Origin of the sequence: Herpetosiphon giganteus (genome assembly GCF_016907925.1) — a bacterium.
In the GTDB taxonomy this organism is placed as follows: Bacteria; Chloroflexota; Chloroflexia; order Chloroflexales; family Herpetosiphonaceae; genus Herpetosiphon; species Herpetosiphon giganteus.
Genome location: NZ_JAFBCZ010000006.1, coordinates 170,196 through 193,934 on the forward strand (window position 1 = coordinate 170,196; position 23,739 = coordinate 193,934).

The 23,739-nt window shown below is 52.1% G+C and carries 19 protein-coding genes; 12 read left to right on the forward strand and 7 right to left on the reverse strand.

From position 1 onward, the window contains the following. Window positions 1–128: 128 nt before the first annotated feature. Genes JOD20_RS07605 through JOD20_RS26395 form a run of 3 tightly spaced genes read right to left on the reverse strand, consistent with a single transcriptional unit; the run spans window position 129 to window position 4,930 of the window. On the reverse strand, window positions 129–554 hold the full coding sequence (locus JOD20_RS07605) for a DUF3806 domain-containing protein (RefSeq protein ID WP_204754692.1): 426 nt from the start codon (window positions 552–554) through the stop codon (window positions 129–131). 14 nt (window positions 555–568) lie between these two features. Next, a complete protein-coding gene (locus JOD20_RS07610) occupies window positions 569–1,594 on the reverse strand; it encodes a DUF4388 domain-containing protein (protein ID WP_204754693.1) in 1,026 nt (341 codons plus the stop codon). Window positions 1,595–1,645: 51 nt separating this feature from the next. Beyond that, window positions 1,646–4,930, reverse strand: a complete 3,285-nt coding sequence (locus JOD20_RS26395; protein ID WP_204754694.1) for a CPBP family glutamic-type intramembrane protease — start codon at window positions 4,928–4,930, stop codon at window positions 1,646–1,648. 373 nt (window positions 4,931–5,303) lie between these two features. Between JOD20_RS26395 and JOD20_RS07620 the strand changes: the two genes are divergently transcribed. Then, window positions 5,304–5,954 carry a DedA family protein gene (locus JOD20_RS07620; protein WP_204754695.1) on the forward strand — a complete coding sequence of 217 codons (651 nt, stop codon included), beginning with the start codon at window positions 5,304–5,306 and terminating at the stop codon, window positions 5,952–5,954. 89 nt (window positions 5,955–6,043) lie between these two features. Then, complete coding sequence (locus tag JOD20_RS07625; RefSeq protein ID WP_204754696.1) at window positions 6,044–6,442, forward strand: hypothetical protein; 399 nt, start codon at window positions 6,044–6,046, stop codon at window positions 6,440–6,442. Here the strand turns inward: JOD20_RS07625 and aroQ are convergent. Then, window positions 6,439–6,873 carry a type II 3-dehydroquinate dehydratase gene (gene aroQ / locus JOD20_RS07630; protein ID WP_204754697.1) on the reverse strand — a complete coding sequence of 145 codons (435 nt, stop codon included), beginning with the start codon at window positions 6,871–6,873 and terminating at the stop codon, window positions 6,439–6,441. The two genes, JOD20_RS07625 and aroQ, sit on opposite strands and share 4 nt — an antisense overlap. Before the next feature lie 84 nt (window positions 6,874–6,957). On the opposite strand from aroQ, the gene JOD20_RS07635 reads away from it, so the two are divergent. From JOD20_RS07635 to JOD20_RS07650, 4 genes are all read left to right on the forward strand, one after another. Continuing rightward, the gene (locus tag JOD20_RS07635; RefSeq protein WP_204754698.1) at window positions 6,958–7,473 is read left to right on the forward strand and encodes a hypothetical protein; all 516 of its coding nucleotides are present in this window, start codon (window positions 6,958–6,960) and stop codon (window positions 7,471–7,473) included. A gap of 744 nt (window positions 7,474–8,217) precedes the next feature. Further along, window positions 8,218–11,403 carry an isoleucine--tRNA ligase gene (gene ileS, locus JOD20_RS07640; RefSeq protein WP_204754699.1) on the forward strand — a complete coding sequence of 1,062 codons (3,186 nt, stop codon included), beginning with the start codon at window positions 8,218–8,220 and terminating at the stop codon, window positions 11,401–11,403. Window positions 11,404–11,472: 69 nt separating this feature from the next. After that, the gene (locus JOD20_RS07645) at window positions 11,473–11,808 is read left to right on the forward strand and encodes a DUF952 domain-containing protein (protein ID WP_204754700.1); all 336 of its coding nucleotides are present in this window, start codon (window positions 11,473–11,475) and stop codon (window positions 11,806–11,808) included. 329 nt (window positions 11,809–12,137) lie between these two features. Then, on the forward strand, window positions 12,138–13,721 hold the full coding sequence (locus JOD20_RS07650) for an alpha-amylase family glycosyl hydrolase (RefSeq protein ID WP_204754701.1): 1,584 nt from the start codon (window positions 12,138–12,140) through the stop codon (window positions 13,719–13,721). 85 nt (window positions 13,722–13,806) lie between these two features. Here JOD20_RS07650 and JOD20_RS07655 read toward each other — a convergent pair whose 3' ends face one another. The 3 genes from JOD20_RS07655 to JOD20_RS07665 all read right to left on the reverse strand — a co-directional run bounded on the left by JOD20_RS07655 (window position 13,807) and on the right by JOD20_RS07665 (window position 17,155). Next, window positions 13,807–14,340 (reverse strand): hypothetical protein, encoded by a 534-nt coding sequence (locus tag JOD20_RS07655; RefSeq protein WP_204754702.1) that lies wholly within the window; start codon window positions 14,338–14,340, stop codon window positions 13,807–13,809. A gap of 136 nt (window positions 14,341–14,476) precedes the next feature. Continuing rightward, window positions 14,477–16,228, reverse strand: coding sequence for a dynamin family protein (locus JOD20_RS07660; protein ID WP_204754703.1), 1,752 nt, complete (start codon window positions 16,226–16,228; stop codon window positions 14,477–14,479). 270 nt (window positions 16,229–16,498) lie between these two features. Further along, on the reverse strand, window positions 16,499–17,155 hold the full coding sequence (locus JOD20_RS07665) for a winged helix-turn-helix domain-containing protein (protein ID WP_054533533.1): 657 nt from the start codon (window positions 17,153–17,155) through the stop codon (window positions 16,499–16,501). A gap of 151 nt (window positions 17,156–17,306) precedes the next feature. On the opposite strand from JOD20_RS07665, the gene JOD20_RS07670 reads away from it, so the two are divergent. The 6 genes from JOD20_RS07670 to JOD20_RS07695 all read left to right on the forward strand — a co-directional run bounded on the left by JOD20_RS07670 (window position 17,307) and on the right by JOD20_RS07695 (window position 23,737). Next, window positions 17,307–19,028 (forward strand): serine/threonine-protein kinase, encoded by a 1,722-nt coding sequence (locus tag JOD20_RS07670; protein WP_204754704.1) that lies wholly within the window; start codon window positions 17,307–17,309, stop codon window positions 19,026–19,028. 9 nt (window positions 19,029–19,037) lie between these two features. Further along, window positions 19,038–20,378 carry an L-seryl-tRNA(Sec) selenium transferase gene (selA, locus tag JOD20_RS07675; RefSeq protein ID WP_204754705.1) on the forward strand — a complete coding sequence of 447 codons (1,341 nt, stop codon included), beginning with the start codon at window positions 19,038–19,040 and terminating at the stop codon, window positions 20,376–20,378. Between the two features lie 25 nt (window positions 20,379–20,403). Continuing rightward, the gene (locus tag JOD20_RS07680) at window positions 20,404–20,919 is read left to right on the forward strand and encodes a tetratricopeptide repeat protein (protein ID WP_204754706.1); all 516 of its coding nucleotides are present in this window, start codon (window positions 20,404–20,406) and stop codon (window positions 20,917–20,919) included. A gap of 82 nt (window positions 20,920–21,001) precedes the next feature. Beyond that, window positions 21,002–21,430 (forward strand): RrF2 family transcriptional regulator, encoded by a 429-nt coding sequence (locus tag JOD20_RS07685; RefSeq protein WP_110518562.1) that lies wholly within the window; start codon window positions 21,002–21,004, stop codon window positions 21,428–21,430. A gap of 128 nt (window positions 21,431–21,558) precedes the next feature. After that, window positions 21,559–23,076 carry an anthranilate synthase component I gene (gene trpE / locus JOD20_RS07690; protein ID WP_204754707.1) on the forward strand — a complete coding sequence of 506 codons (1,518 nt, stop codon included), beginning with the start codon at window positions 21,559–21,561 and terminating at the stop codon, window positions 23,074–23,076. Window positions 23,077–23,188: 112 nt separating this feature from the next. Further along, on the forward strand, window positions 23,189–23,737 hold the full coding sequence (locus tag JOD20_RS07695; protein ID WP_204754708.1) for a ribonuclease H-like domain-containing protein: 549 nt from the start codon (window positions 23,189–23,191) through the stop codon (window positions 23,735–23,737). The last annotated feature ends 2 nt before the right edge of the window (window positions 23,738–23,739 follow it).

Here is a 23,739-nt window from a genome sequence, read left to right on the forward strand (position 1 = left end):
CGCCGCTGCGTTAAACCTGAACCCTCGGCCCTGCCTTGTGTGTGTTAACTGTTAGATCCACGAAGTACATGAAGTTACCAGAAGGCTGTAGGCTTGATCCCTCATCCCTCATCCCTCATCCTTCATCCCTACTTTGGGCCGCTCCAATTGCGGCTTGGGTCGATCAAGTTGGGAATGGCCTCGAAAAACATGCGCACTGAATGTTCTTCGCCAGCAGCGATGTGTTTATAGACCTTGTTAAACGGATAAACCCAAATATCGCCGCCTTGGACGGGCAGGGCAATGCCCCAATCGTTGCTCTCGCGTTCGAGGCCCCAACGCCCGCCGTAGTTGGCAATAATGCAGGCTCCTAAAAACGCACCAAGCGATTGCACCAAACTGGGTGGCACGTTCTCAGGGTCGTGATTGGGCCGAATTTGTTCGATATAGGTATTGAGCCATTTCACCGCCAAGTGATTATACTCAAGTTCGATGCCAAGCTGGCTTTGCACCGAGCGCACAAAGTGTTGCGCCAAGTGCTCTAAGCCAGCGATAATTTGTTCGTGTTGCGACATAACGACCTTAATGATTATTTGGTGGCCTGTTCGAGCACGCGCAAGGTGACATGGGGCACACCAAAGGGTAATGGATGATTATTGGGCATTGGTTTCAGCCGGCTATTGCCCGATTCGTGCTCCAAAATGCCAATGACTTGGCCTTGGTAAAACGGCACATACAAGGTTGGTTTATCGGGCACAGTAATTTGCACGGCTCCGGTAGCGCTGCGCTTATGCACATCGGCAACGACCTGCTGCAGGATCGTTTTCGAAGCCGGAATTGCCACAGGCCGACTAGGATCAGCGCCAACAATCGCGCTACAAGCCTCGATCAAGCGGGCTGGCGTTTGGTAGAGATCGGGCTGCGAATGGGCGCTGGCCAACTGTTGTAAGGCTTGGTTGGCACTAAACCATTGATCATTGCCCAAATCTTGGGCGTAGACTCCGCGCAGATTGCCCTCGCTGAACAGCACAATCCCCATCACAAAGCCCGTGCTTTGCGCGCCTGGCTGATAGTAAAGATAGCCAGAAAAGCGTTGCGAATGTAAATATTCGAGTTGCTTGCCGAGCGGCAGGCTTTGCAATTGCTTGCTGCTATTCGGGTCGTGCTCGCCTGGCGGCAGCACCAACGAACGCCGCACAGGCTGCGGAATCAAGGCCTCTTTGGGAATTGGCGCAGCACTTAGGCCAAAAAACTCTAGTGCAAAATCGTGCTCAGGTGGCCGATTTAAAATTTCACCTTCGACCATAATCGTTAACAAACGATCAAAGTTTGCTACCATTTCTGCATTAATACTATGTGCAGGCTTAAACAAATTATCGGCGGCGTTCCACTCAAAATGGCCCGAACGCCGCGTTAATAGCCAATCAACTGCATCTTCGCCAATTTGGCCATGTGGGTCTACTTGGCCATGGCGCAACATCCCATCGACAAAAAATAAATGCACCCGATCTATGTGATCGATCCATGTGAGTCGGCCTGATAATTGTCGCCGTTTCACGGTTTCAACCACTTGTGGTAGATCGTGAAGGTGCGGGATTGCCGCCAATGAATTCATACCATCCTCCACACCAAACAAGTAGCCCGTCGAATATGTGTATAGGTCTGATTAATTTTCTGCATTCTGTGTTTGCCACCATCCACCGAAATACCACCCACAAAAGCCACAGAACAACACCAGCAAGGCTGCGCCATTCAGTTGCCATGAACGTGGGGTTGTTGCAAGTAATGTTAGGGCTGCTGGCAAGATGTTTGCCAACCACAACGCCACCGCCAAAGCCAACCCATTCCAGCGCAACGTGCGCCCAAGCCAGATGCTGATCAGCACACTTAGGCCTAAAATAAGCCATTGCACTGGTTCGTGTAATGGCAAAAGGGTTAATGCCACTCCAAGACAGGTTATTGCCAAGGCGATTTGCTGCTTCCCACGTACTACCCATGTTAGCATGCTCAGGCTACCGATCAAGAGCAAACTTGTGGTGATTGCATCAAATGTTGCTTGTAATAGTATATCAAGCATTGCTGATTGTGCGTTGAGCGGTTGAACGCTGGCCCAAAAGCCTGCTTTGGCGGTTGTCATGTTAACTAAACTGCGAATCAGCAAGATCCATGGCACAAGCAAAATGCCCAATACCACGCTTTCGCGCCGCAAAACTTGCGCGCGATCAGCCACGAAATCTTGTAACCGATGTGGAATTGCCCGAATAAAGGCTTCAAGTGGTAATTGTTGCTCTTTTTTAGTTAGATTCCAAGCGGTTGCCGCCCCAGCACCCAACAACGCTAGCTCGCCGCCATTCAGCACAGCGTTGGCGATGGTTTGGCTGATCGCCAAAATAAAGCGCGGCCCTTCGCTGACTTGGGCAAATGTCCAGCGCCCTGCACCTTGAATTAAGTAGCCAATCCCCACCACAACGCCCAACCAAACCCATGGCCAAAGTTCGGTGCGCCGCCGAAAAATGCCAATCAAGCCCAAAATCGGCAAGATCGTCGCCGGAATGGTGCGCAAGGCACTGCGCAGATTGCTCAGAATACTCTCGCCCAAGGTGGTTTGGTCGCGCTCGCGGCGATATTCTGGCGGCGTATACATCGCTGGCGAGCTGGTAATCACTTGATCGCCAGCCACGGTTACCTCAAAACGCCGATAGGCTTGACCAATCCATGGCATTTTTGTCTGCCATACAAAGCTATAATCGCTACGATTAGGTTTTTGGCTGGTGCTGGTATTGGTCAATTCATAATCATTAAGCCTGATAAATTGGCTCGCATGGTTGGTTGCAATGGTTTGGGCTTGCGCAAGCGTGGTCGAAATCGCGCTGGCATTTTCGGGCAAGCTCAAGCGATACGAGAGCAACTGGCCAGCTGGGTCGAGATAGACCAACCAACTATATTCAGGCCGATCCCAATTCGACCAGCGCACGCTCCAAGCGCGAGGTGTGCCTTGATTAATGGCGGCCTCAATCTCCTGATCGTCGAGTTGATCGTAGATGTAGGCCAAATCGAGGTCAACCCAATCGGCAACCGCAGTAACGCTGGGATTCAAGCCGCTTAAATCGATCTTGCTTGCTTGGGCGATCGCTTCGGTGCGTGCCACAAGATCCTCGCGCACGCCGTTGCGCGCCAAGGCTGGCGCACGATTCAGCCCAATCACGAGCAGAATAATGACCACTACGCCCGATAAACCAGCGACCAAGAACCAATCGCGCCGCCATTTCCAGGTTAATTGGGGCACAACTGCATCGGGCACTAGGGGCGGCAAGGCGGCGCGAATCGTATTGTCGTTTTCGAGCGGAATACCGCGCAATTGACGAATGATTGAAGGCACAAGCAACCATAACACCAAGGCTGCTGCTGCAATCCCGCTGAGCAAATAGAAGGTATTAGTTTTCCAAAATAGCGGCACATATAGCGAGGCATTGTAGGTATAGTGGGCGGCAATTGAGGCCAGCACGCCATAGCGCAAGCTCAAAAAGCCAAACAAAATGCCAATAATGCTTAATTCGACGACCCGAATATAAAATGGATGTTGTGGATAGGTGGCGTGCAAGGCGGCCCAAACCACCGCCGTGACGATAATTGCCAGCTTGGGGCGGCCAAAATAGCGGGTCAAAACCATAATGCCGCCTAAGCGAAAGATTAATTCTTCGCCAATTGCAGGCAACAAGCCTAGCGCCATGCCATACAGCGCTGGAAACGGCGTGGCAATCGTATCGTCGTAGAGTGGCGTAACTGGCGACCAAACGCCAAAATAGCGGTTGCCCAAGGCATAAAAGGCCGAAACAAAGCCCAATTGAAAAATGCCAACCAAGCCGCCAACCCAGAGCGCCTGCACCACCGGACGGCTAACTAAGCCGCGCTTGGTCAGGGTTTCGCTCAACGAAACCGCGCCCTCGCTCTTTTCCCACACCAGCGCTTCGCCAGCCATGCCCGCCAAAATAATCGTGGTAGCAATGGTTACGAGTTGACCAATATAGCCGCCAAGCACATTGCCCCAATAGACTGGCAAGCTTTGGTTTACGTCGTAATGGGCCAAATCGAGCGGAATGCTGTTGAGCATGACCAACACGCCGACCACCGCCACCGCCGCAAACAAGTGCAAGGCCCAGCGCCAGCGCAAACGGCCTCGTCGGGCCTGAATAAACCAGGCTACGCCGATGAGCGCGGTCAGGGCATAGGTCAATGTCCAGCCAGTGTGATTGAGCAGACCGCCACGCCGCAGTTGCCAATCTTTCTCCAGATACCAACTTTGCGGCAGCCAATAATACTCACTGATTTGGCCCAAATCATTCCCTGCTATCGTCACGCTGTAACGATATTGAGCTTCAGCATCGGCCAGATCGCGGCGTTGCCAGATAAAGGTATGGTCAGTACGATTAGGCTGTTGGGTGGTGAATTGATCGAGTAACGTTAATTGATCAAGCGGAATTTGCAACTTCTTTTGAGCTAATAGCAAGGCCTCAGCTTGGCTCAACTTAGGCCCAGTAGCCTCGTCAGGGCGGATATGATTAATCGCCAAGATGCGGCCTGTGGTTGGCGAAATGCTAACCACCCATTGCTCAGGATCAAGCTCGCGCCAAAACCTCACATTCCAACTTGCCAGATTAAGATCTTTGTCAACCCGTTGATTGAGCGTTTCGCGGCCTCGCTCACGAATTAAATACGATTGAGCGTCATTATCGGAGCCAAAGGTGATGGTTTGGGTAAAGTTGCTCGGATCGCCGCCCACGCCCAACACTGCATACACCGAACCCTGCAAAGCTGCATCACGATCGACGTTGAAGCGAATCTCGGCCATTGGCGTTGATTCAGCAGCAAATACAATGGCTAAAAAAATTCCAAATACAGCTAAAAGAACAAATCCTGGGGGAATCAGTCGTTTGGTATCAGGCTTGTGCACGCCAGCCCTCCATCGCTGTTAGGTTGTTATGCCTAGTATAAAGCAAAGTCAAAAAGAACATAGAACATAGAGCATAGAACATAGGGCAAGAGATGAGGGCAGGATTCAGGGATGAGGCTATAGGCTTTTGGCTATGGGAACAGCAATCAAACAATCATTCGTGGAATTCGTGGCTAAAAAATTAGCCTTCGCGTCCTTCGCGTTCTTCGCGGTTCCTTTTCCTTCGTTCGTTTCATCGATTAAACTGATCCCTGAACCCTTGCCCCTAAACCCTCGTTGCCAACTTGTCGAAAAACAGAGATTAGGGTATTGTTTGCAGGCGTGGCCTTCAGATGCCGCCCACCAACCCCCACTTAAAGGAGCAGAAACACTCATGTCAGCAATAATGGACAAAGTTCAAGAAATTATTACTGCGATTATTAACTTATTAAGCTACCCGGGCATTGCATTGGTGATGTTTGCCGAAAACCTCTTTCCGCCAATCCCTTCAGAATTGGTGATGCCCTTTGCTGGTTTTAATGTTGGCAAAGGCGAAATGAACCTTTTTGCCGTGATGATTGCGGGCACAATTGGCGCGGTTTTAGGTGCGCTAGCCCTGTATTATATTGGTATGTGGGCGGATGAAACAATTATTCGGCGCTTTATTCGGCGCTTTGGTAAATTCTTTTTCATTAGCGAAGCTGACATCGATAAAACCCTTGCCTTCTTTGAAAAACGCGGCGAAATTGTGGTCTTTACCGGGCGCTTGATTCCCTTGGTGCGCAGTTTGATCTCGATTCCTGCTGGCATGAATCGCATGCCAATGGGCCGCTTTTTGCTCTGGACGACCTTTGGCTCGTTGATTTGGAATGGCATTTTGACCTATGCAGGCATCGTGCTTGGCGCACAATGGGAAAATGTGTTGGGCCTCGTCGATCGCTACGAAAAAGTTGCTTTTGCAATTATTGGCGTGTTCGGGATTTGGTTTATTGCAAGTCGCGTCGTCAAAGCTCGCCGCAATCGCGCTCAATCAAAGCAAGTCTAAGCCAAAGCCATTCCCCCGACCGATTGCAAATCGATCACGGTACGTATGATTAGCTGCGTACCGTGATTTGCCGTTAACAAGGAGTTTTCATGGCCGTTTTTGTCGAACAAGAAGCCATTTTAGAATTATTGCAAAGCTCGCGGGCCGCTAGTTTGGCCGCGCTCCAACATTTGCCAGCAATCGATTTAGCGCAGTTGATTGTGCTTGAGCAACAAGCAACCAAGGATTGTGCTGCCCATGCTAAGCAACCAGCCCAGCTTGTGGCCGAAGCAAACAGCTATGATCAATGGCAAGGGCAACGCCAACATTTAGCTGCAACCATCGCCGCAATTCCATGGGCCAGCTATGGCCAGCGCATCCAAACGGCGGCAGGGCCAATCTATTTGGGTGAGTTGGTTAAGCGCTTGATTGCTGCTGAACATCAGCAATTGAGCCAATTGCTTCAGGCTGGCCAACACCCGCCAATTATTGCCCAATGGGCCGATTAACCCTGCTTGCGTTGAGCAAACCAATCAATTGCATATAAGTAGCCATGCCAGCCTAGCCCGCTAATTTGGCCTTGAGCAATCGCGGCCACAACCGAATGATGGCGAAACGTTTCGCGCGCGTAGACATTCGATAAATGGACTTCGATAATTGGCACATCCATCAAGGCCAAGCCATCGCGCAAGCTCAACCCATAGTGGGTCAGTGCACCTGGATTGATAATGATGCCCTGAATGTTGCCATAATGGGCGTGGAGTGTATCGACCAACACGCCTTCGTGGTTCGATTGCACGAAACTCAATGCGATACCTGCAGCGCTGGCACGTTCGCTCATGGCGCTATGAATATCAGCCAGCGTGGTTGAGCCATAAATTGTTGGCTCGCGTTGGCCAAGCATGTTAAGATTTGGGCCTTGTAGGACTAAAAGATGCATGAATAGTGCTCCTGATTGCCAAATGCGCGGCTATTGTGCGCCGAAGCCCAAGCCTTGTCAATCGCAGCAAGCGAGGATAGACCAATGGAATTTGGATTAGACGAAAATCAGCGCGACGCAATGCTAGCGATGTGGCAACAACTGAGCGAGCAAGAGCTGCCAGAAGAGCGGCTTTCGTATGCTGGCTTGCAAGCCTTGCCGCGCTTGGTTGAGCAAGTCCTGAATAACGGCGACCAAGCGAGCCTCACCGCTAGCCTGATCAATCCACTGTATTGGCATCAGACCGCGAGTTATGGCCATGGCTTGTTGGCCCGCGAGCGCCGAGTGCCAATTGATCATGCGGCCTATCGTTTGAGTTGGTGGCTCTGGCTGCGGCTGTATAATCTTGCCAACGCCAAGCTTTGGTTTGATCAAGGCCAGCGCTATGCCACATTGCTGCTGATTGACGCAGAGCATCAAGAGCCAGCCACCTGCCCGCTAAACAACCAAACAAGCGTCGAACTTGCAGCCGTGCTCGAACAACGTTTGCTCGTGCCAAGTGGCTTTCATTGCCGTCATGTTCTTGTTATAAGAGCAGAGAGCATAGAACATAGAACATAAGACAACCGAAACCACGAAGAGCCACGAAGAGCGCGGAAGTGGCTATTGGCATTTGGCTATCGGGATTTCTGAGATACCACACCATCTTCCGATAGCCCATAGCTGTACTGGTTCATTGGATTGGCAATCAAGAACATGCCCTCACCCCCAGCCCCTCTCCCACTGAACGCGGGCGAGGGGAGCATGGGTTTCGTGGTTCCCCCTCGCCTCGCGGGCGGGAGAGGGGGCTAGGGGGTGAGGGGATCAGGCCATGGTTAACGCAATGAACCAGTACAGCTCTGCTCTCTGCTCTCTGTTCTTCTTTTTGCCTTCTGCCTTCTACCTTCTGCCTTCTGCCTTCTGCCTTTTGCCTTCTGCCTTTTGATTTGGTCTTCATCCCTCATCCCTCATCCTTCAGACTTTAGTCCTTTGACTTCTGACTTTTAATTATGGTACAATCGGGCCACAGGCGTTGACGGAGCCGAGTAGTTGGGCCAAATCCTGAACCAGCGAGCGTGCAACTGGTGTGAGGCACGTATCAGCAAGCCCAACCAAAATCTCTCCTGAGCCGAACGCTGAACCCATTGGCAGTAAGCGAACCGGATATCCCCCGTTATCGGGATGACGTTGTGATGGCAACGGCTTAAAGTGGGTAGCTCGTGCAAACGGCTATCAAGCAGGGTGGTACCGCGAGGTCTTTTCGATAACCTCGTCCCAGCAGTGTGGGGCGGGGCTTTGTGTTTTTTAGTCAACGAGGAGTCAACAATGGCGTTTGCAGCAGTTGATCCCAAGGTGTCGTTTCCGACGCTCGAGGATGAGATCGCCGCTTGGTGGGAGGCTCATGGCATCGTCAAAAAGACGCTAGCCCATGGCGATGCTTCACGTCCGTTTGTCTTTTTTGAAGGGCCGCCAACTGCTAACGGTCGGCCTGGGATTCACCACGTTGAGGCTCGTTCATCGAAAGATATTATGGTGCGCTTCAACCGCATGCTTGGCAAAAAGGTCATCGGCGCACGCGGTGGCTGGGATACCCACGGCCTGCCGGTTGAACTCGAAGTTGAAAAGAAACTAGGCTTCGCGGGCAAACCAGACATCGAAAAATATGGCATCACTGAATTCAACGCTGCCTGCCGCCAATCAGTCTGGGATTACATCCAAGAATGGGAAAAGCTGACTCAGCGCATCGCCTTCTGGATCGATCTTGAAGATCCTTACATCACCTACGACAACAAGTATATCGAGTCGCTGTGGTGGATCTTTAAACAATTGCACGAGCGCGAATTGCTGTATCGTGATTATAAAGTGACGATGCACTGCCCACGCTGTGGTACGTCGCTCTCCGATCACGAAGTGGCCCAAGGCTACCAAGATAACACTGATGATCCATCGGTTTGGATTCGCTTCAAGCACACGCCAAGCAACCATGCCTTGGATGCCCAAGTGGCCGATGCAGCCTTCTTGGCTTGGACGACCACGCCATGGACGTTGCCAGCCAACGCTGGTTTGGCGGTTAATCCTGAGGCAACCTATGTGCTGGCTGAGCACGAAGGCCAACGCTATATCTTGGCCGAAGCTTTGGTTGGCGCGGTGTTGGGCGAGGGTGCAACCACCGTTGCCAGCTTTACTGGTGCCGATTTGCAGGGCTTGCGCTATACGCCGCTCTTTGCTGGCGTTGGCGATAATGGCGCAACGATCGATTTGAGCAGTGCCTATCGCGTCGTTGCCGATGAATTCGTTTCGTTGGAAGACGGCACAGGCATTGTGCACATCGCGCCAGCCTATGGCGACTTGGAAATTGGCCGCAAGTATGGCTTGCCAACCTTGTTCTCGGTCGATTTGGCGGGCAAAGTCTTGAGCAGCTTTGAAAGCCTTGGCTTTGCAGGCTTGTTCTTCAAAGAAGCTGATCCCAAAATCACCCGTTATTTGAAAGAACAAGGCAGCTTGTTCAAATCGGGCCGCGTGCTGCACACCTATCCATTCTGTTGGCGCTGTAAAACGCCGTTGCTGTTCTATGCCAAGCAATCGTGGTACATCCGCACGACGGCCTTGAAGCAACAATTGATCGATAATAACAAAAAGATCAATTGGGTGCCTGAGCATATCCAAGCTGGGCGTTTTGGCAATTGGCTCGAAAATAACATCGACTGGGCGATCAGCCGCGAGCGCTATTGGGGCACACCGCTGCCAGTTTGGGCCTGCGATACTTGCCAACATGTTGATGTGGTTGGCTCGTTGGCGGAGCTTGGCGAACGTTGGGGCCAAGATACCGCCAATCTGGATATGCACCGCCCGTTCGTTGATGCGCCAACGTGGTCATGTCATTCCTGTGAAACTGGCACGATGCAGCGCATCCCCGATGTTGCTGATTGTTGGTTTGATTCAGGCGCAATGCCCGTCGCACAGTGGCATTATCCATTTGAAAATCAAGAACTGTTTGAGGTTGCAGGCCAAGCCGATTTCATCTCGGAAGCCATCGATCAAACCCGTGGTTGGTTCTATACCTTGCACGCGGTTTCGACCTTGCTCTTCGATCGCCCAGCCTACAAAAATGTGATCTGTTTGGGTCACTTGTTGGATGGCAAAGGCGAGAAGATGTCCAAATCCAAGGGCAACATCGTTTCGCCATGGGAAATGGTCGAGAAGTATGGCGCTGATGCGGTGCGCTGGTATATGTTTGCCGCAGGCCAGCCCTACAACCCACGCCGTTTCTCAGCTGATCTGGTTAGCGAATCGTTGCGTCAGTTCTTGTTGACCTTGTGGAATACCTATAGCTTTTTCACAACCTATGCCAATGTCGATGGCTGGACACCAGAAGTTGCTCAAGGCGATTTGGCAGCGATCGATCGCTGGGCCTTGGCGCGGCTCAACGGTTTGGTGCGCGATGTGCGTAACGATCTGACCAATTACGACATGAACACGCCCGCCAAGCGGCTCGAACAATTCGTTGACGAGCTTTCGAACTGGTATGTGCGGCGCAATCGGCGGCGCTTCTGGGGCAGCGAGATGAATGGCGATAAGCAAGCTGCCTATTCAACTTTGTACACATGTTTGGTGACGATCAGTAAGCTGATGGCTCCATTCACGCCATTCGTGGCCGAATCGCTGTATCAAAATTTGGTGCGCAGCTACGACCAAAACGCCGTTGAGAGCGTGCACATGGCCTTGTTCCCAGAAGCAGATTTGAGCTTGATCGATGATGAATTGATCCGCAAAACCGACTTGTTGCTCAAAGCCGTCAGTTTGGGCCGCGCCGCGCGCAAAAACGCTGGCCTGCGCGTGCGCCAACCACTGAGCGAAGTGCTGGTGCGCTTGCCACGCGGCGAGCAACTGGCCGAATTGAGCGCCGAACTCAGCGACGAACTGAATATCAAGTCGGTGCGCTGGCTTGGCGTTGGCGATGGCTTGGTCAGTTATCGCTTCAAGCCCAACTTGCGCTCAGTTGGCAAGAAGTTTGGCAAGCTTGTGCCGGCCTTACGCGAGGTTTTGGCTGGCCTCAGCAGCGAACAAGTAGCCGATGCAGCGCATAAAGTTGAAACTGGCGCGAGCTTCGAGGTCGAGGTCGAAGGCCAAACCCTTACCTTGGCTGCCGACGATGTGCTGATGGAAGCTTCATCGCCAGAAGGCTACGCTGTGGCCGAAGGCGAAGGCTTGTTGGTGGCTTTGGTCACAACCTTGACCGACGAATTGCTGCGCGAAGGCATCGCCCGCGAAATCGTGCGCAATCTCAACGATGCCCGTAAAGCAGCCGATTTGGCGATCACCGATAAGATCAACGCCACTTTAGGCAGCGAAGTCGATTTGGCCGCAGTTGTGGCTGAATATGGCGATTACATCAAGGGCGAAACCTTGTGCGAAAACCTGAGCGTTGGCGATGCCAGCGCCAACCAACACACCAGCACAATGGAGTTGGAACAAGGCAAACTGAGCCTTGGCATCAGCAAAGTCGCCTAATTGAAGCTCAATGCGGCGTGTGCACTCACAGCATGCGCCGCATTGAACATTAATCATTCAAGGAAAATCATGCTTTTACATATTATTTCCCCCGCAGAATGGCAACAGGCTGTGGCTGCTGGCGAATATCGCCCAGCCTCGTTGGCCGACGAAGGCTTTATTCATTGTTCAACGCTTGAGCAAGTGTTAACTCCAGCCAATTCGTTTTATCGCGGCCAAGCTGGATTACAATTGTTGTGTATCGATCCTGCTTTGCTCCAAGCCAAATTGGTCTACGAAGATTGCTACGAAACGGGCATGCAATTTCCGCATATTTACGGCCCGCTCAACCTCGATGCTGTGGTTAACATCGTCGAGTTTCCAGTCAAGCCCGATGGTACGTTTGATCAGCCGCAGTTGGATTGAATCGAGGGGCTAGTTGTCAGAGGCTAGGGATCGGGAACTTAACGCAGAGGCGCAGAGAAGCCATGGCTGATGGCTCTTGGCTATTGGCCTTGGGCTATCGGAACATGCTTCGTGGAATTCGTGGAATTCGTGGCTAGAAGGGATGAGGCTATAGGCTATAGACTTTGGGCTATTGGAACAATGATCCAAATAATCTGTGCAATCTGTGGCTAAAATGCCCTTCGCGTTCTTCGCGCCCTTCGTGGTTTCAAAACTTCGCGCTCTTCGTGTCCTTCGTGGATCAAATCCCGCTACAATAGCTGAAGCACTCTGCTAGTGAAGGAATACCTATGAAGAAGCTTTTGAGTGGCATGCTTTTAGCGGGAATCATTGTTGGCTGTGGTGGCCAAGCAACGCCGACCAGCGTTCCAGCGACGGCAACCAGCCAAGCCTCGCCCACAACGCAAGCCCTGAATCCAACCGCAACGACCGAAATTACGCCTAGCGTTGTTGCCAACCAAACCACACCAACTCCATTGCCAAGCAAACCAACTGCGCCAATCTTTACTGCCGATGATGAGCGTTGGGCTGGCCGTTCAATCTATTTTATTATGACCGATCGTTTTGCCAATGGCGACCCAAGCAACGATAACGCTGATGGTTTTGCTGCTGATCGTAACGATCCACGGCGTTGGCATGGCGGCGATTTTCGCGGCATTATCCAACGCCTCGATTACATCAAAGGCATGGGCTTTGGCGGCATTTGGATCACGCCAGTCAGCAAGCAAAATTCAACTAATGCCTATCATGGCTACTGGCAGTACGACCCGTATCAAATTGACCCCCATTTTGGTACGCTTGAAGAATTGCGTGAGCTGGTGAGCGAAGCCCACAAACGCGATATGTTGGTCATGCTCGACGTTGTGCCAAACCATATGGGCGATTTCTTGCCTGGCTCGAAAGCTGCCCCGCCCTTCGACGACCCGACGTGGTATCACAACAAGGGCAACATTCAAAATTATGGCAATCAACAAGAAGTTGAAGATGGCGATTTGCTGGGGCTTGATGATTTAGATCAAGATAATCCCGCAACGCGCGCTGAATTGCTCAAATGGATTGCTTGGCTCAAAACTGAAACTGGGCTTGATGGTATGCGGGTTGATACCGCCAAGCATCTGCCCAAAGATTTTCTGCGCGAGTTTGATCAAGCGGCGAATACCTTCTCGCTGGCCGAAGTATTTAGCAGCGATGCAGGCTATGTTGCTCCATATAGCGAATATAACGATGCAATTTTGGATTATCCATTGCACAGCGCCTTCAAAGAAAGCTTGGTTGGCGGGCGTACCCTGCTGGTGATTCAGCGCGTGCTCGAAAATGCCGACGCGAGCTATCGCAATGTGCATGTCAACGGCACATTTTTGGATAATCACGATAACGAACGCTTCTTATGCGTGGCAACTGGCGGCCCCGACGACCAAAAAACCACCCAATTACAACAAGCGTTGGCGGTACTCTACAGTTTGCGTGGCATTCCAATCGTCTATTATGGCACCGAGCAAGAGCTGAGCGGCTGCAAAGATCCCTTCAACCGCGAAGATGCCTTTGAATTGGATTCAACCGCTGCGCCAGTCTATCAATGGATTAGCCAGCTCAACCAGCTGCGCCAAGCCCACCCAGCCTTGCAACGCGGCAGCCTTGAAAGCCGTTCTAAGGCTGATGATGGCTGGGCCTTCCAACGCACTGCTGGCAACGATACCGTGGTGGTGTGCATTAACAACACCTGGAAACCGTTGGAAGTGGCGGTAACGGGCCTAACTGAGATTACCGATGGCGAGGTCTTGACCGATGCGCTTGGCGGCGGTGAGCTGAGCGTCAAGGGTGGTGCAATGAATTGTGCCTTGCAGCCCAAACAAGTTATGATCTATACCCGCTAAATTGAACCATTAATGCAAAAAAGAGCCAAGCTCGCTTGGCTCTTTTTGATCTAGAGAATAGTATCGAAGTTTTCGCTACTAATTTCTATGGCTCAAGATTGACAAAATCGAAGAAGAAGCGTGAGCCGGTCGATAATGGATTATGGGCAGCCATCGTGCGAAATTCATATTTGCCTGGGGCTGGATTCCAGTAGAATTCAACAGCACAATTTTTTTGGATGGTTGGCGAATAGGCATCGATAATGCCCAATAATTGGCCTTCATAGAATACGCTCACTTTGCCTGCATCAGGGCGCATCACATAGCCCATTGCAAAGCGATAGGGATATGAAGCAAGCGTATACGAAACGGTATAGCCGCCGCCCATGGAGACGTGCTGCGTGCCGTTATAAGCATTGGTCAACGGATGGCCCGATTCAGAGCGCCAAACCCCAGTATATTTGACTGACGGATCGGTGTTGTCAATCATATACTCAGGGCTAAAGTTAACTGAAGGTGAATTACAATCAATATTCATATACGGAATATCGTTGGTTGCAGCTTTGCTGGCTGCTGGAGCAATTAAACTTGGTGCTATGATCGTGGCTGCCAGCAGCAACGACGTGAATATTTTACGCATCAAAAAGCCTTCCTACACACTACTAAATTCTCTAGACAGGTAGGTACTTTAATCGAGATTGCTAGATTTTTCAAGCCCCAAATGATGAGAATTTGCTGATAGAGCATAAAAAATACTTAACATAATTATTTTTGGTTTATAACGATTCAATTTCGCCACGTAAACGGGCAAGTGCTTGCTCAACACTGGCTAATTCGTTGCGTGCTTGTTGCAGCTGCTCATTTTGATATTTAACGAAGCGTGTGTATGGTGCAACCGTTTCGGTCACGCGCTCGATTGATTGATCGATTTCGGCATACACTTGTTTGCTCAACGAGCGTACAATTTTATCGCGCAGCTCGCTGACTTTTTTGTGAAACTCACGCTTGGCTTGGGCACGCTTGGCCGGAATCAAATAGGCACCGCCTGCGACGGCCAACACGCTGAGGCTGATGCCCGTAAAATCGAGCAACGCGCCATGCGCCAAAATGACAAACAAGGCCCCAAAACCAACTGCACCGACTCCAGTTAAGGCAGTGGTGGCAATCGTGCCTTGCAAATCCATAGCTAATTGTTTGGCTTCTGCATCGCGATTGTAGCTTTGCACAATTTGGTTGGTGCTACGGCCAACTGAATCAATCAGCGATTGACGATTGTAGTTGAAATTTTGGCCAACATTGCCAACCATCTCGCTATTATGGCGCGAAAGTTGGCGACGGTCGATATAGGCATTGACATCTTGCCAAAGCTTCAAATTGCGTTCAATCAGCCAATCGATAATTTGTTGGGTGATGCGATCGGTGTCTGCATCGAGGTCGCCGACCACTTGGTCGCGAAAACGTTGCTCAAGCAGATCTTTTTTAATCAAATCGCGGGCGCGGCCAATCCGAATTTGCTCATCGAAAAAGGTGTGGCCGCGTTGCTCAAACTCATGGATGAGATTTTCGAGCTGGGCAATCCGTGGCGTGAAATCACGTTGCATATCAGCTTTATAGACCTGAATTTGGCCCTCGATATTGGTGATTGCCTTAATATCGTCGCTCAGGGTTTGCAAGCGCTCATCGGAAGCAGTGCGATAGGTGGTGGCAAGTTTTTGGCCAACGCCCAGGGGATTGAGCAATTTGAGTCGCACTCGTTCACCTTCATCAAGCGTGCGCAGCAAATATTCTTCCATGGCGTTGAAGCCACTTTCGGCCCACAATTTGGGGTCGTCGTTTTCGCGGGCGCGCAAAGCCGAGCGGGCCGAAACTGCAAAAATCATCGGCGTGCTGCCAAGCAAGGTGGTGGCATTGCTACGCACAAATTCGAGCACCTCGCTGCGGCCTTTTTCATCGAGAATATCAATTTTATTGACAACCAAGATGATTTTCTTGCCCCATTCGCGAATATGCTCAAGGAACGTGCGTTCGCTCTCAGTAAATGGCCGATCTGCCGAGGTGATAAACAACACCAAATCCGAGCGCGGCACAAAGCGTTTGGTTAATTCCTCGTGGCGACGAATAATCGCATTTGTGCCTGGCGTATCAACGATATTCAAATCGCCAAGCAAGGGCGCAGGATGGGTGCGCAACAACAGAAAATCTTCGAGCAATTGGGCATCTGGTTGCTCGCCAAAGCGCAAAATATTGATGCGGTCGGTGGTTGGGGTTACGCCTTCGGGCAAAACCCGATCGCCAAGCAAGGCATTGATAAAGCTCGACTTGCCAGCGTTGAACTCGCCAGCGACCACAATTAAAAAGAGTTCAGCCAATTGCTCGGTGGCTTCACGCAGGCGCGCAGCATCAGCGGCGGTCACATCGGCCCCAAATTGCTCCAAAGCGTTATGCAAACGATCAAATAAGCTTTGTTCGGTCGCCCGAAGCTCTGCTTCACGTTCGCCAAGAATTGATTGAGCGCCAACATGGGCCATGGCTGTGTCCTTATCTCTATGAGCAGCGTGCTACTCAATCTGACTCTGATTGCGTGCTCGAAGTTGCACAAACGAGCAGTATCAAGGGTTAATCATAACTCGTGCCATAAAATGTTCCGCGTCCCCAACCCCCTCTGCCCAACCCCGCTCCCGTGGCGCGGGCGAGGGGCTTTACCAGCGTGATTCTCTCCCAATTCCTTGGTAAAAAACGATCGGCTCCCCCTCGCCCGCGTTCAGTGGGAGAGGGGGCTGGGGGTGAGGGCTTTGGCGTTAATCTAAACTCAATTTATAGCCAAAACCGCGCACAGTGAGCACAAAGCGTGGCGCAGAGGGATCGATCTCGATTCGTTGGCGCAAGCGATAGATCAAGGCATCGATAGCGTTGTAATCGTAGACCTCATAATCCCACACGCCACTGGCAATTTGCTCTTTGCTGACAACTTCGCCGCGGCGGTTGTACAGCAATTCCAGCAATTGAAATTCCTTGGCGGTGAGCTGAGGATCAAGCCGTTTGCCGCGAACATAGACCTCCTTGGCAGCGCTATCAACGTGCAATTCAGCCTGATCTTGGCTCGCGATCCGATGCATGACGACTGGGGGTGGTGTGCCCTTCATCGTTGCTTCGGGATCGCGGAAAATGATCACCGTATCGGCGACCCACACTTCGTCGTTATTGCGTAACGGCGCGAGGCCATTAACCTTTACGCCATTTAAATAGGTTCCGTTGGTGCTATCGAGATCGCGAATATAACAGCCGGCTTCATCGCGTTCTAAGCGGGCGTGACGGCGCGAGGCTAAACGATGATCGATGACAATATCGTTGGCTACATCGCGCCCAATGGTGAGAATTGTTTGTTCCCACGGCATGAGCCGAGGTGGGACATCTTGGTTTTTAATTGTCAGCGATGGCACTGGCTGATCGTTCATAAAAATTCCTCCTCAAACACACGATGCATGGAGAGGCGTGGTATGGTATGCTAGAGTCTTAGTCAGAGACAAAGCAAAAGGGCTATGATAGAATGTGACGCGATTCTAACATAGGGCTTCTGAATGCGCTAGAGGCGCAAGGAGCGGGCGTTTGACTTCTTGGAATGGTCGCCAATTTGGCAAGTATATTTTACACAACGAAGTTGGGCGAGGTGGCATGGCCCGCGTTTTTCGGGCAACCGATACCACCTTGCAACGCACGGTTGCGTTAAAAATTCTTGCGCCTCAGCTTGCGAGTGATCCCGAATCGAGCCAGCGTTTTGAGCGCGAGGCGATTACGGCGGGCAATCTGCATCATCCTAGTATCGTCACCATTTTCGATGTTGGCGAGGCTGAAGGCTTACCCTACATCGCCATGGAATATATTGCTGGTCGTTCGCTGCAAGCGGTGATCGATGAACAAGGTGCGCTGGGCCTTGGCTATGCCGTAGCATTGTTGATGCCAGTGGCCGAAGCGCTGGATTATGCCCATTCGCAGCAGGCAGTTCATCGCGATGTCAAACCCCACAATATTTTGCTGAATGCCGATGGTCGGGTTTTGTTGACCGACTTTGGCATTGCTCAGGCTCCCGTTGTCAATGAAAAGCGTCTAACCCGCGCCGGCATGTTTATGGGCACGCCAGAATATATCGCGCCCGAACAAGCCTCGGCGCAGTTGGTTGATGGCCGCTCCGATTTATACTCCTTGGGAATTGTGGCCTTTGAGGTAATCACTGGCCAAGTTCCCTTTACTGGAACGGTTCCAGAGTTGCTGGTTGCTCACACCTACACGCCGCCACCAGCGATAACCAGCCTTGTACCTGGCTTGCCAGCAGCCTTCGATAAGGTCTTTGAACGAGCCTTGGCCAAACAACCAAGCGAGCGTCCACCATCGGCAGTCGCCTTTATCGATGCCTTGCGCACGCTCTCCAGCAGGGTTGGAATTACGATTCCAAGCAAGGACGAATTAAAGGGCTTGGCGGTTCCAGCTGGCTCGTCGGCTGGCAAAGCAACGGTGGCGATTAATGCGCTGCCTGCGTTGCAACGTCAAAGCGACCCGAGCGCTCAAACTGATGTTGGGGCGATTCAGCCGCAAGCGCGTCCGGCTACGCCCGTGCCGCAACCAGTGCCACGCCCAAGTAATCCCAACCCAACTGCCCGAGTTGCGCCAAGCGCTCAGCCACGGCCCCAAGCGCAACCGCAAGCGGCTCAATCTCAATCGCGACCAAGGCCCCACGCAGCAAGCAATAGCAATGCTGCGCGGCCTCGCATGCGCACGCGGCCAGTCTTGCGCACGGCCACAACCAGCGATCCTTTAAAAGTGATTTATCCGGTTGCTATCATTATAACCCTTGCTGTTTTGGGTATTGTTTTTTGGCAGCGCATGGGTCAAGGCACGCGCGGCTTTGTTTCACTGCCAACCGCAACCCAAACGAGCAGCTTATCAGGGCCGTTTGTGCCCGAATCGACGCGGATTCCGACGGCGATTCCAACTAACACGCCTGAGCCAACCCCAACCGATGCGCCAACCGAGCAGCCTAGTGCCACGCCTGAGCCAAGCGCAACCGTGCCTAGCCCAATCCCAACCAGAACGCGGATTCCAACGCGAACAGTGCCACCAACCCGAACTACAGCACCAACGACGGTTGTGCCATCGGCTACGCCAGTGGTGCCAACTGATGTGCCTGCTACGCCAACGGATGTGCCACCCCCAACCCCAACTAATGGCCCAACTGAGCAGCCAACCCAAGATCTACCAACCGTGACCAATACCGGAGTTGAGCCGACGGTCGTTTATCCTTTGCCACGGCCTGAGCCGTCGCCAATTTCCTGAGGCTTGGCGGTGAGTTTGCGCGATTTGCCAGCGGTGCATCGGCTGATTGGTCTGCTTGCAGAAGGCTTTCCCAATGTGCCTGCCCAATGGTTACTTGAGGCAGTGCGAGCCAGCCTTGAGCAGGCTCGGCACTCGTTGCGGGCTGGCAATGCCCAGCAATCAATCACGCAGATTGTGGCTCATGCTGAGCACTTAATTCGCCAACGCCAACAACTCCCATTGCGCCATGTTGTCAACGCGACTGGCGTACTAATCCACACCAATCTTGGGCGTGCGCCACTGAGTGCTGCCGCGCAACAAGCAATCATCAGCGCCAGCGCTGGCTATAGCAATCTCGAATATGATGTTGAGCAAGGCGAACGTGGCTCGCGCAATAGCTTGTTGGAGCCACAACTGCAACGCTTGACTGGGGCAGAAGCTGCCTTGGTGGTCAATAATGCGGCAGCGGCAATGTTGCTATGTTTGAGTTGCTTTGCCCAAGGCCGCGAGGTGATCGTCAGTCGCGGGCATGCGGTCGAAATTGGTGGCGGCTTTCGGATTCCCGATATTTTGCGCCAAAGTGGCTGCACTTTAGTTGATGTTGGCACGACCAATCGTAGCTATTTGGCCGATTATACGGCGGCGATTGGCGCGCAAACGGCGGTGCTGCTACATGTCCATGCTTCGAATTTTCAAGTGCTGGGCTTTACCCACGAGCCAAGCGTCGCCGAATTGGCCCAAGCCGCCCATGAGCACCAGAAACTCTTGATTTGCGATCTTGGCAGTGGTGCATTATTAGATACGACAAGCTTTGGCTTGGCTGCTGAGCCAACCGTGCAACAACTGATTAGCGATCAAGCAGATTTGGTGGTGTTTAGTGGCGATAAATTGCTTGGCGGCCCGCAAGCAGGCCTAATTGTGGGCAAACGTAGCCTGATCGATCAATTGCGCAAACATCCCTTGCTGCGAGCGCTACGAGTTGATAAATTGACAATAGCGGCTTTGAGCGCAACCCTGATGGCTTATGAAACCCAACGTGCTGCCAGCGAGATTCCAATTTGGCGTATGCTTGGCTGTTCGCTTGCTGAGCTTGAGCAGCGCGCAATCCCGCTGCTGGCCGCCTATCCTGCTGCCCAACTTGTGGCAACTCATGCTACCATTGGCGGAGGTTCGCTGCCTGGCTCAAGCCTGCCAAGCCGAGGGCTTGCCCTTGACGGTGCGGCTGAAACTTTGAGCGCCCAACTTCGTGCCAACGACCCACCCATTGTTGGCCGAATCCATGCGCAGCGGCTAATCCTTGATCTGCGGACTGTGCTACCAGAGCAGGATGCAGTGATCGTGGCGGCGTTAGCAGCCCTCAATTCAGCCTAACTCGTCATAGAGAGGGACGCAATCGATGACTTCTGATCAAGCGGCAGCGTTGTTAGAGACAGCGGTGGCGGCGTTATATGCTGGCGACCGGCGCAGTGCGCGCATTTATCTGACCCAAGTTTTAGCGCTCGAACCCTATCACGAGCAGGCCTTGCTCTGGTTGAGTGGCGCGGTGGAGCTGCCGGCCCAACAAATTGCCTGCTTAGAGCGGGTTTTGGCGATTAATCCCTATAATCATGCAGCAATTCGCGGTTTGGCTCAGTTGCGTGGTAGCGTTGTTGCGCCAGTGGTTGCCGAGCCAGAGCTAGCGCCGTGGGTTCCGCCGGAGCCGTTGAGTTTGAGCCAACTGGCCGAGTTGCCAGTATCGTGTTATGCCTGCGATGCCCAATTGTATGCCAGCGCTACCTTTTGTTGGCGTTGCCATGTGGCAGTGCGCTGCTGTGCCAACTGTATTTTTCGGCCCTACACCGAGTGCAAAGTGGAGCAAGCAATTCAATCGGAGCAAAGCCCAAATTGCTGCCCATGGTGGCGGCCAATTTAAAGCATGGCTTTTGACTTCTCTGGTTCATAATGCTAGCATGGCTGCTATCTGAAATGTTTGTTTATAGCAGCAATGAGGCAGAATGCGATTATCAACCAAAGGTGAATATGGCGTGCGAGCATTATTCGATTTGGCTCAACACTATGGCGAGGGCTTGGTGCAAAGCCACGATATTGCTGAACGCCAAGCAATCTCCGAAAATTATCTCAATCAATTGTTAATCGCATTGCGCAAGGCTGGCCTGATTACCAGTGTGCGTGGCCCGCAAGGTGGTCATCAATTGGCGCGCCCACCCCAAGCGATTAGCTTGCTTGATGCCATTTTGGTGTTGGAAGGGCCATTGTTGCCAACTCCCGAAGGTGCCAGCCTCGATACCTTCGATGCAGGTTTGTTGGGCGAAGTTTGGGGCGAATTACGCGCCGTAATCGAAACGCATCTTAGCGAAATGACGATTGCTGATCTCTGCCAACGCAAACACCAGCAACTCGATTCACCGATGTATTATATTTAGGGATCAGGGGCTAGGGTTTAGGGGTCAGGATGGACGCTGCGTTGTTAAGTGCTCTTTTTTTATATTCTTCTCCCTGATCCCTAGCAGCTGAACCCTGACCTCTCTTGCTATAGTTTTAGGGAGCGTTCATGGCTTCGCCAACATTTGAACAAGTGCAAGCATGGGCTGCGGCTGGCTACACCCAATGTGCAGTCTACCGTGAGTTAGTCGCCGATTTGGAAACCCCAGTTTCGGCCTATTTGAAGGTTGCTCAGGGCCATTATAGTTTCTTGCTTGAAAGTGTTGAGGGTGGCGAGCAAATTGGCCGCTATTCGTTTATTGGCTGCGAGCCACATTTAATTATTCGTGGCCTTGGCCAGCAAAGTATCATCGAAACTGCCAACGGCGAGCGCACCAGCTACGACGATCTGACGACGCTTGATCAATTAGAGCGCTTGGTGGTTGGCTCGCAAAAGGCAAATCCCGCGCCTCAGCCAGATTTGCCGCGCTTTACTGGCGGGGCGGTTGGCTTTTTGGGCTATGAAACCGTGCGTACCTTTGAACGTTTGCCCGCGCCAACTCTGCGTCCTTTGCAAATTCCCGATGGTGTGTGGATGGTGGTCAAAACGGTTTTAGCTTTTGACCATGTGCGCCATACGATCAAAATTATGAGTACGTTGGTTTTTGATCCAGCCCACGATTTGGCAACCCAATTTGCTGAAGCCAACAAAGCCATCGAAGCCATGACCAAAAAATTGGTGCGGCCATTGGCTCCCGAAGTGTATAGCTCAAGCGCCGCCTCGCCGAGCTTGCCCGAACTCAACGAAGAACTGCAATCGAATCAATCGTTTGGCGAATTTAGCGCAGCAATTGAAAAGGCGCGTGAATATATTCGGGCTGGTGATATTTTCCAAGTGGTGTTATCGCAGCGCTTTCAGCGCGAAACCGATGCTGAGCCATTCGCCGTTTATCGCGCTTTGCGCACGGTCAATCCATCGCCTTATATGTTCTTTTTGAACGTGCCCGATGCGGCGATTATTGGCGCATCGCCCGAAATGTTGGTGCGGGTGGAAGATGGCATTATCGAAACTCACCCGATTGCTGGCACGCGCCGCCGTGGCCGCGATGCAGATGACGAAGCGCGCATGCAGGCCGAATTGTTGGCCGACGAAAAAGAGCGCGCCGAGCACTTGATGTTGGTCGATCTTGGCCGCAACGATGTGGGGCGGGTTTCGTTACCTGGCAGCGTGCACGTGCCCAAATTTATGCAAATTGAAAAATATTCGCATGTGATGCACTTGGTTTCGGTGGTTAAAGGCACGCTCGATACAGCCCGCTACTCGCCGTTGCACGCCTTACGGGCTTGCTTCCCTGCTGGCACGTTGACTGGAGCGCCCAAAGTACGGGCCATGGAAATTATCGCCGAGCTAGAGCCAAGCCAACGCGGGCCGTATGGCGGCTGTGTTGGCTATGTTTCGTTTGGCGGTTTATCGCTTGACACAGCGATTACTATTCGCACAATGGTGATTAAAGATGGCGTGGCCTATATGCAGGCTGGCGCTGGCATTGTCGCCGATAGTGATGTTAAATTAGAAGATCTCGAAACGCGCAATAAAGCCGGTTCACTCATCCGCGCCTTGCACGTTGCCGAAATGTTGGAGTTGTAAACGAGGGATTAAGGGCTAGGGGCCAGGGATCAGAAAGCGTGCATTATTGGCCTGAATTCTGATAACGTTGCATCCTGAACCCTAGAGCCTGACCCCTGACCCCTCGCAGATTATGGACGCATACCTTGATATTGAAACAACATGGCAACGCACGATTAGCGTGATTGGTATTTACCTGCCGCAGCGAGGCACAATTCAATTGGTCGGCGCTGGGGTTAGTGATGTTAATTTGTATGCGGCGTTGGCAGGGGTTGAGACGATCTTTACCTTTAATGGGGCAAGCTTTGATTTGCCAATTATTTACAAGGCCTTAGGCGCAGATTTGAAACGCGAGTTCGTGCATTGCGACCTGTTGCGCGAATGTCGTCGCCAGAATTTGCGCGGTGGCCTGAAAATTGTTGAACAAAAGATCGGCATTGCGCGTTCTACTCATGGGCTTGATGGCCGCGATGCCTTGCGGTTGTGGCAAGCCTATGAAAACTATAACGATCAAACAGCGTTAGATTTACTCTTACGCTACAATCGCGACGATATTATTAACTTGCCACGCTTGCGTTGTTATTTACATAAAGTTCAAGAGCCTGATTTGCACCCGCATGTTACGATTTGGCATGCGTCTGAGCAATCGTTGCTGTCGCCATTGAGCGACGAGGAGCAGTAGTG

Coding starts and splice junctions, on each gene's coding strand:
- JOD20_RS07605 (WP_204754692.1), bottom strand. CDS start 554: ATGTCGCAACACGAACAAATTATCGCTGGCTTAGAGCACTTGGCGCAA.
- JOD20_RS07620 (WP_204754695.1), top strand. CDS start 5,304: ATGTCAGCAATAATGGACAAAGTTCAAGAAATTATTACTGCGATTATT.
- JOD20_RS07655 (WP_204754702.1), bottom strand. CDS start 14,340: ATGCGTAAAATATTCACGTCGTTGCTGCTGGCAGCCACGATCATAGCA.
- JOD20_RS07650 (WP_204754701.1), top strand. CDS start 12,138: ATGAAGAAGCTTTTGAGTGGCATGCTTTTAGCGGGAATCATTGTTGGC.
- trpE (WP_204754707.1), top strand. CDS start 21,559: ATGGCTTCGCCAACATTTGAACAAGTGCAAGCATGGGCTGCGGCTGGC.
- aroQ (WP_204754697.1), bottom strand. CDS start 6,873: ATGCATCTTTTAGTCCTACAAGGCCCAAATCTTAACATGCTTGGCCAA.
- JOD20_RS07645 (WP_204754700.1), top strand. CDS start 11,473: ATGCTTTTACATATTATTTCCCCCGCAGAATGGCAACAGGCTGTGGCT.
- JOD20_RS07660 (WP_204754703.1), bottom strand. CDS start 16,228: ATGGCCCATGTTGGCGCTCAATCAATTCTTGGCGAACGTGAAGCAGAG.
- JOD20_RS07665 (WP_054533533.1), bottom strand. CDS start 17,155: ATGAACGATCAGCCAGTGCCATCGCTGACAATTAAAAACCAAGATGTC.
- JOD20_RS07635 (WP_204754698.1), top strand. CDS start 6,958: ATGGAATTTGGATTAGACGAAAATCAGCGCGACGCAATGCTAGCGATG.
- JOD20_RS07610 (WP_204754693.1), bottom strand. CDS start 1,594: ATGAATTCATTGGCGGCAATCCCGCACCTTCACGATCTACCACAAGTG.
- JOD20_RS07695 (WP_204754708.1), top strand. CDS start 23,189: ATGGACGCATACCTTGATATTGAAACAACATGGCAACGCACGATTAGC.
- JOD20_RS07680 (WP_204754706.1), top strand. CDS start 20,404: ATGACTTCTGATCAAGCGGCAGCGTTGTTAGAGACAGCGGTGGCGGCG.
- JOD20_RS07685 (WP_110518562.1), top strand. CDS start 21,002: ATGCGATTATCAACCAAAGGTGAATATGGCGTGCGAGCATTATTCGAT.
- ileS (WP_204754699.1), top strand. CDS start 8,218: ATGGCGTTTGCAGCAGTTGATCCCAAGGTGTCGTTTCCGACGCTCGAG.
- JOD20_RS07625 (WP_204754696.1), top strand. CDS start 6,044: ATGGCCGTTTTTGTCGAACAAGAAGCCATTTTAGAATTATTGCAAAGC.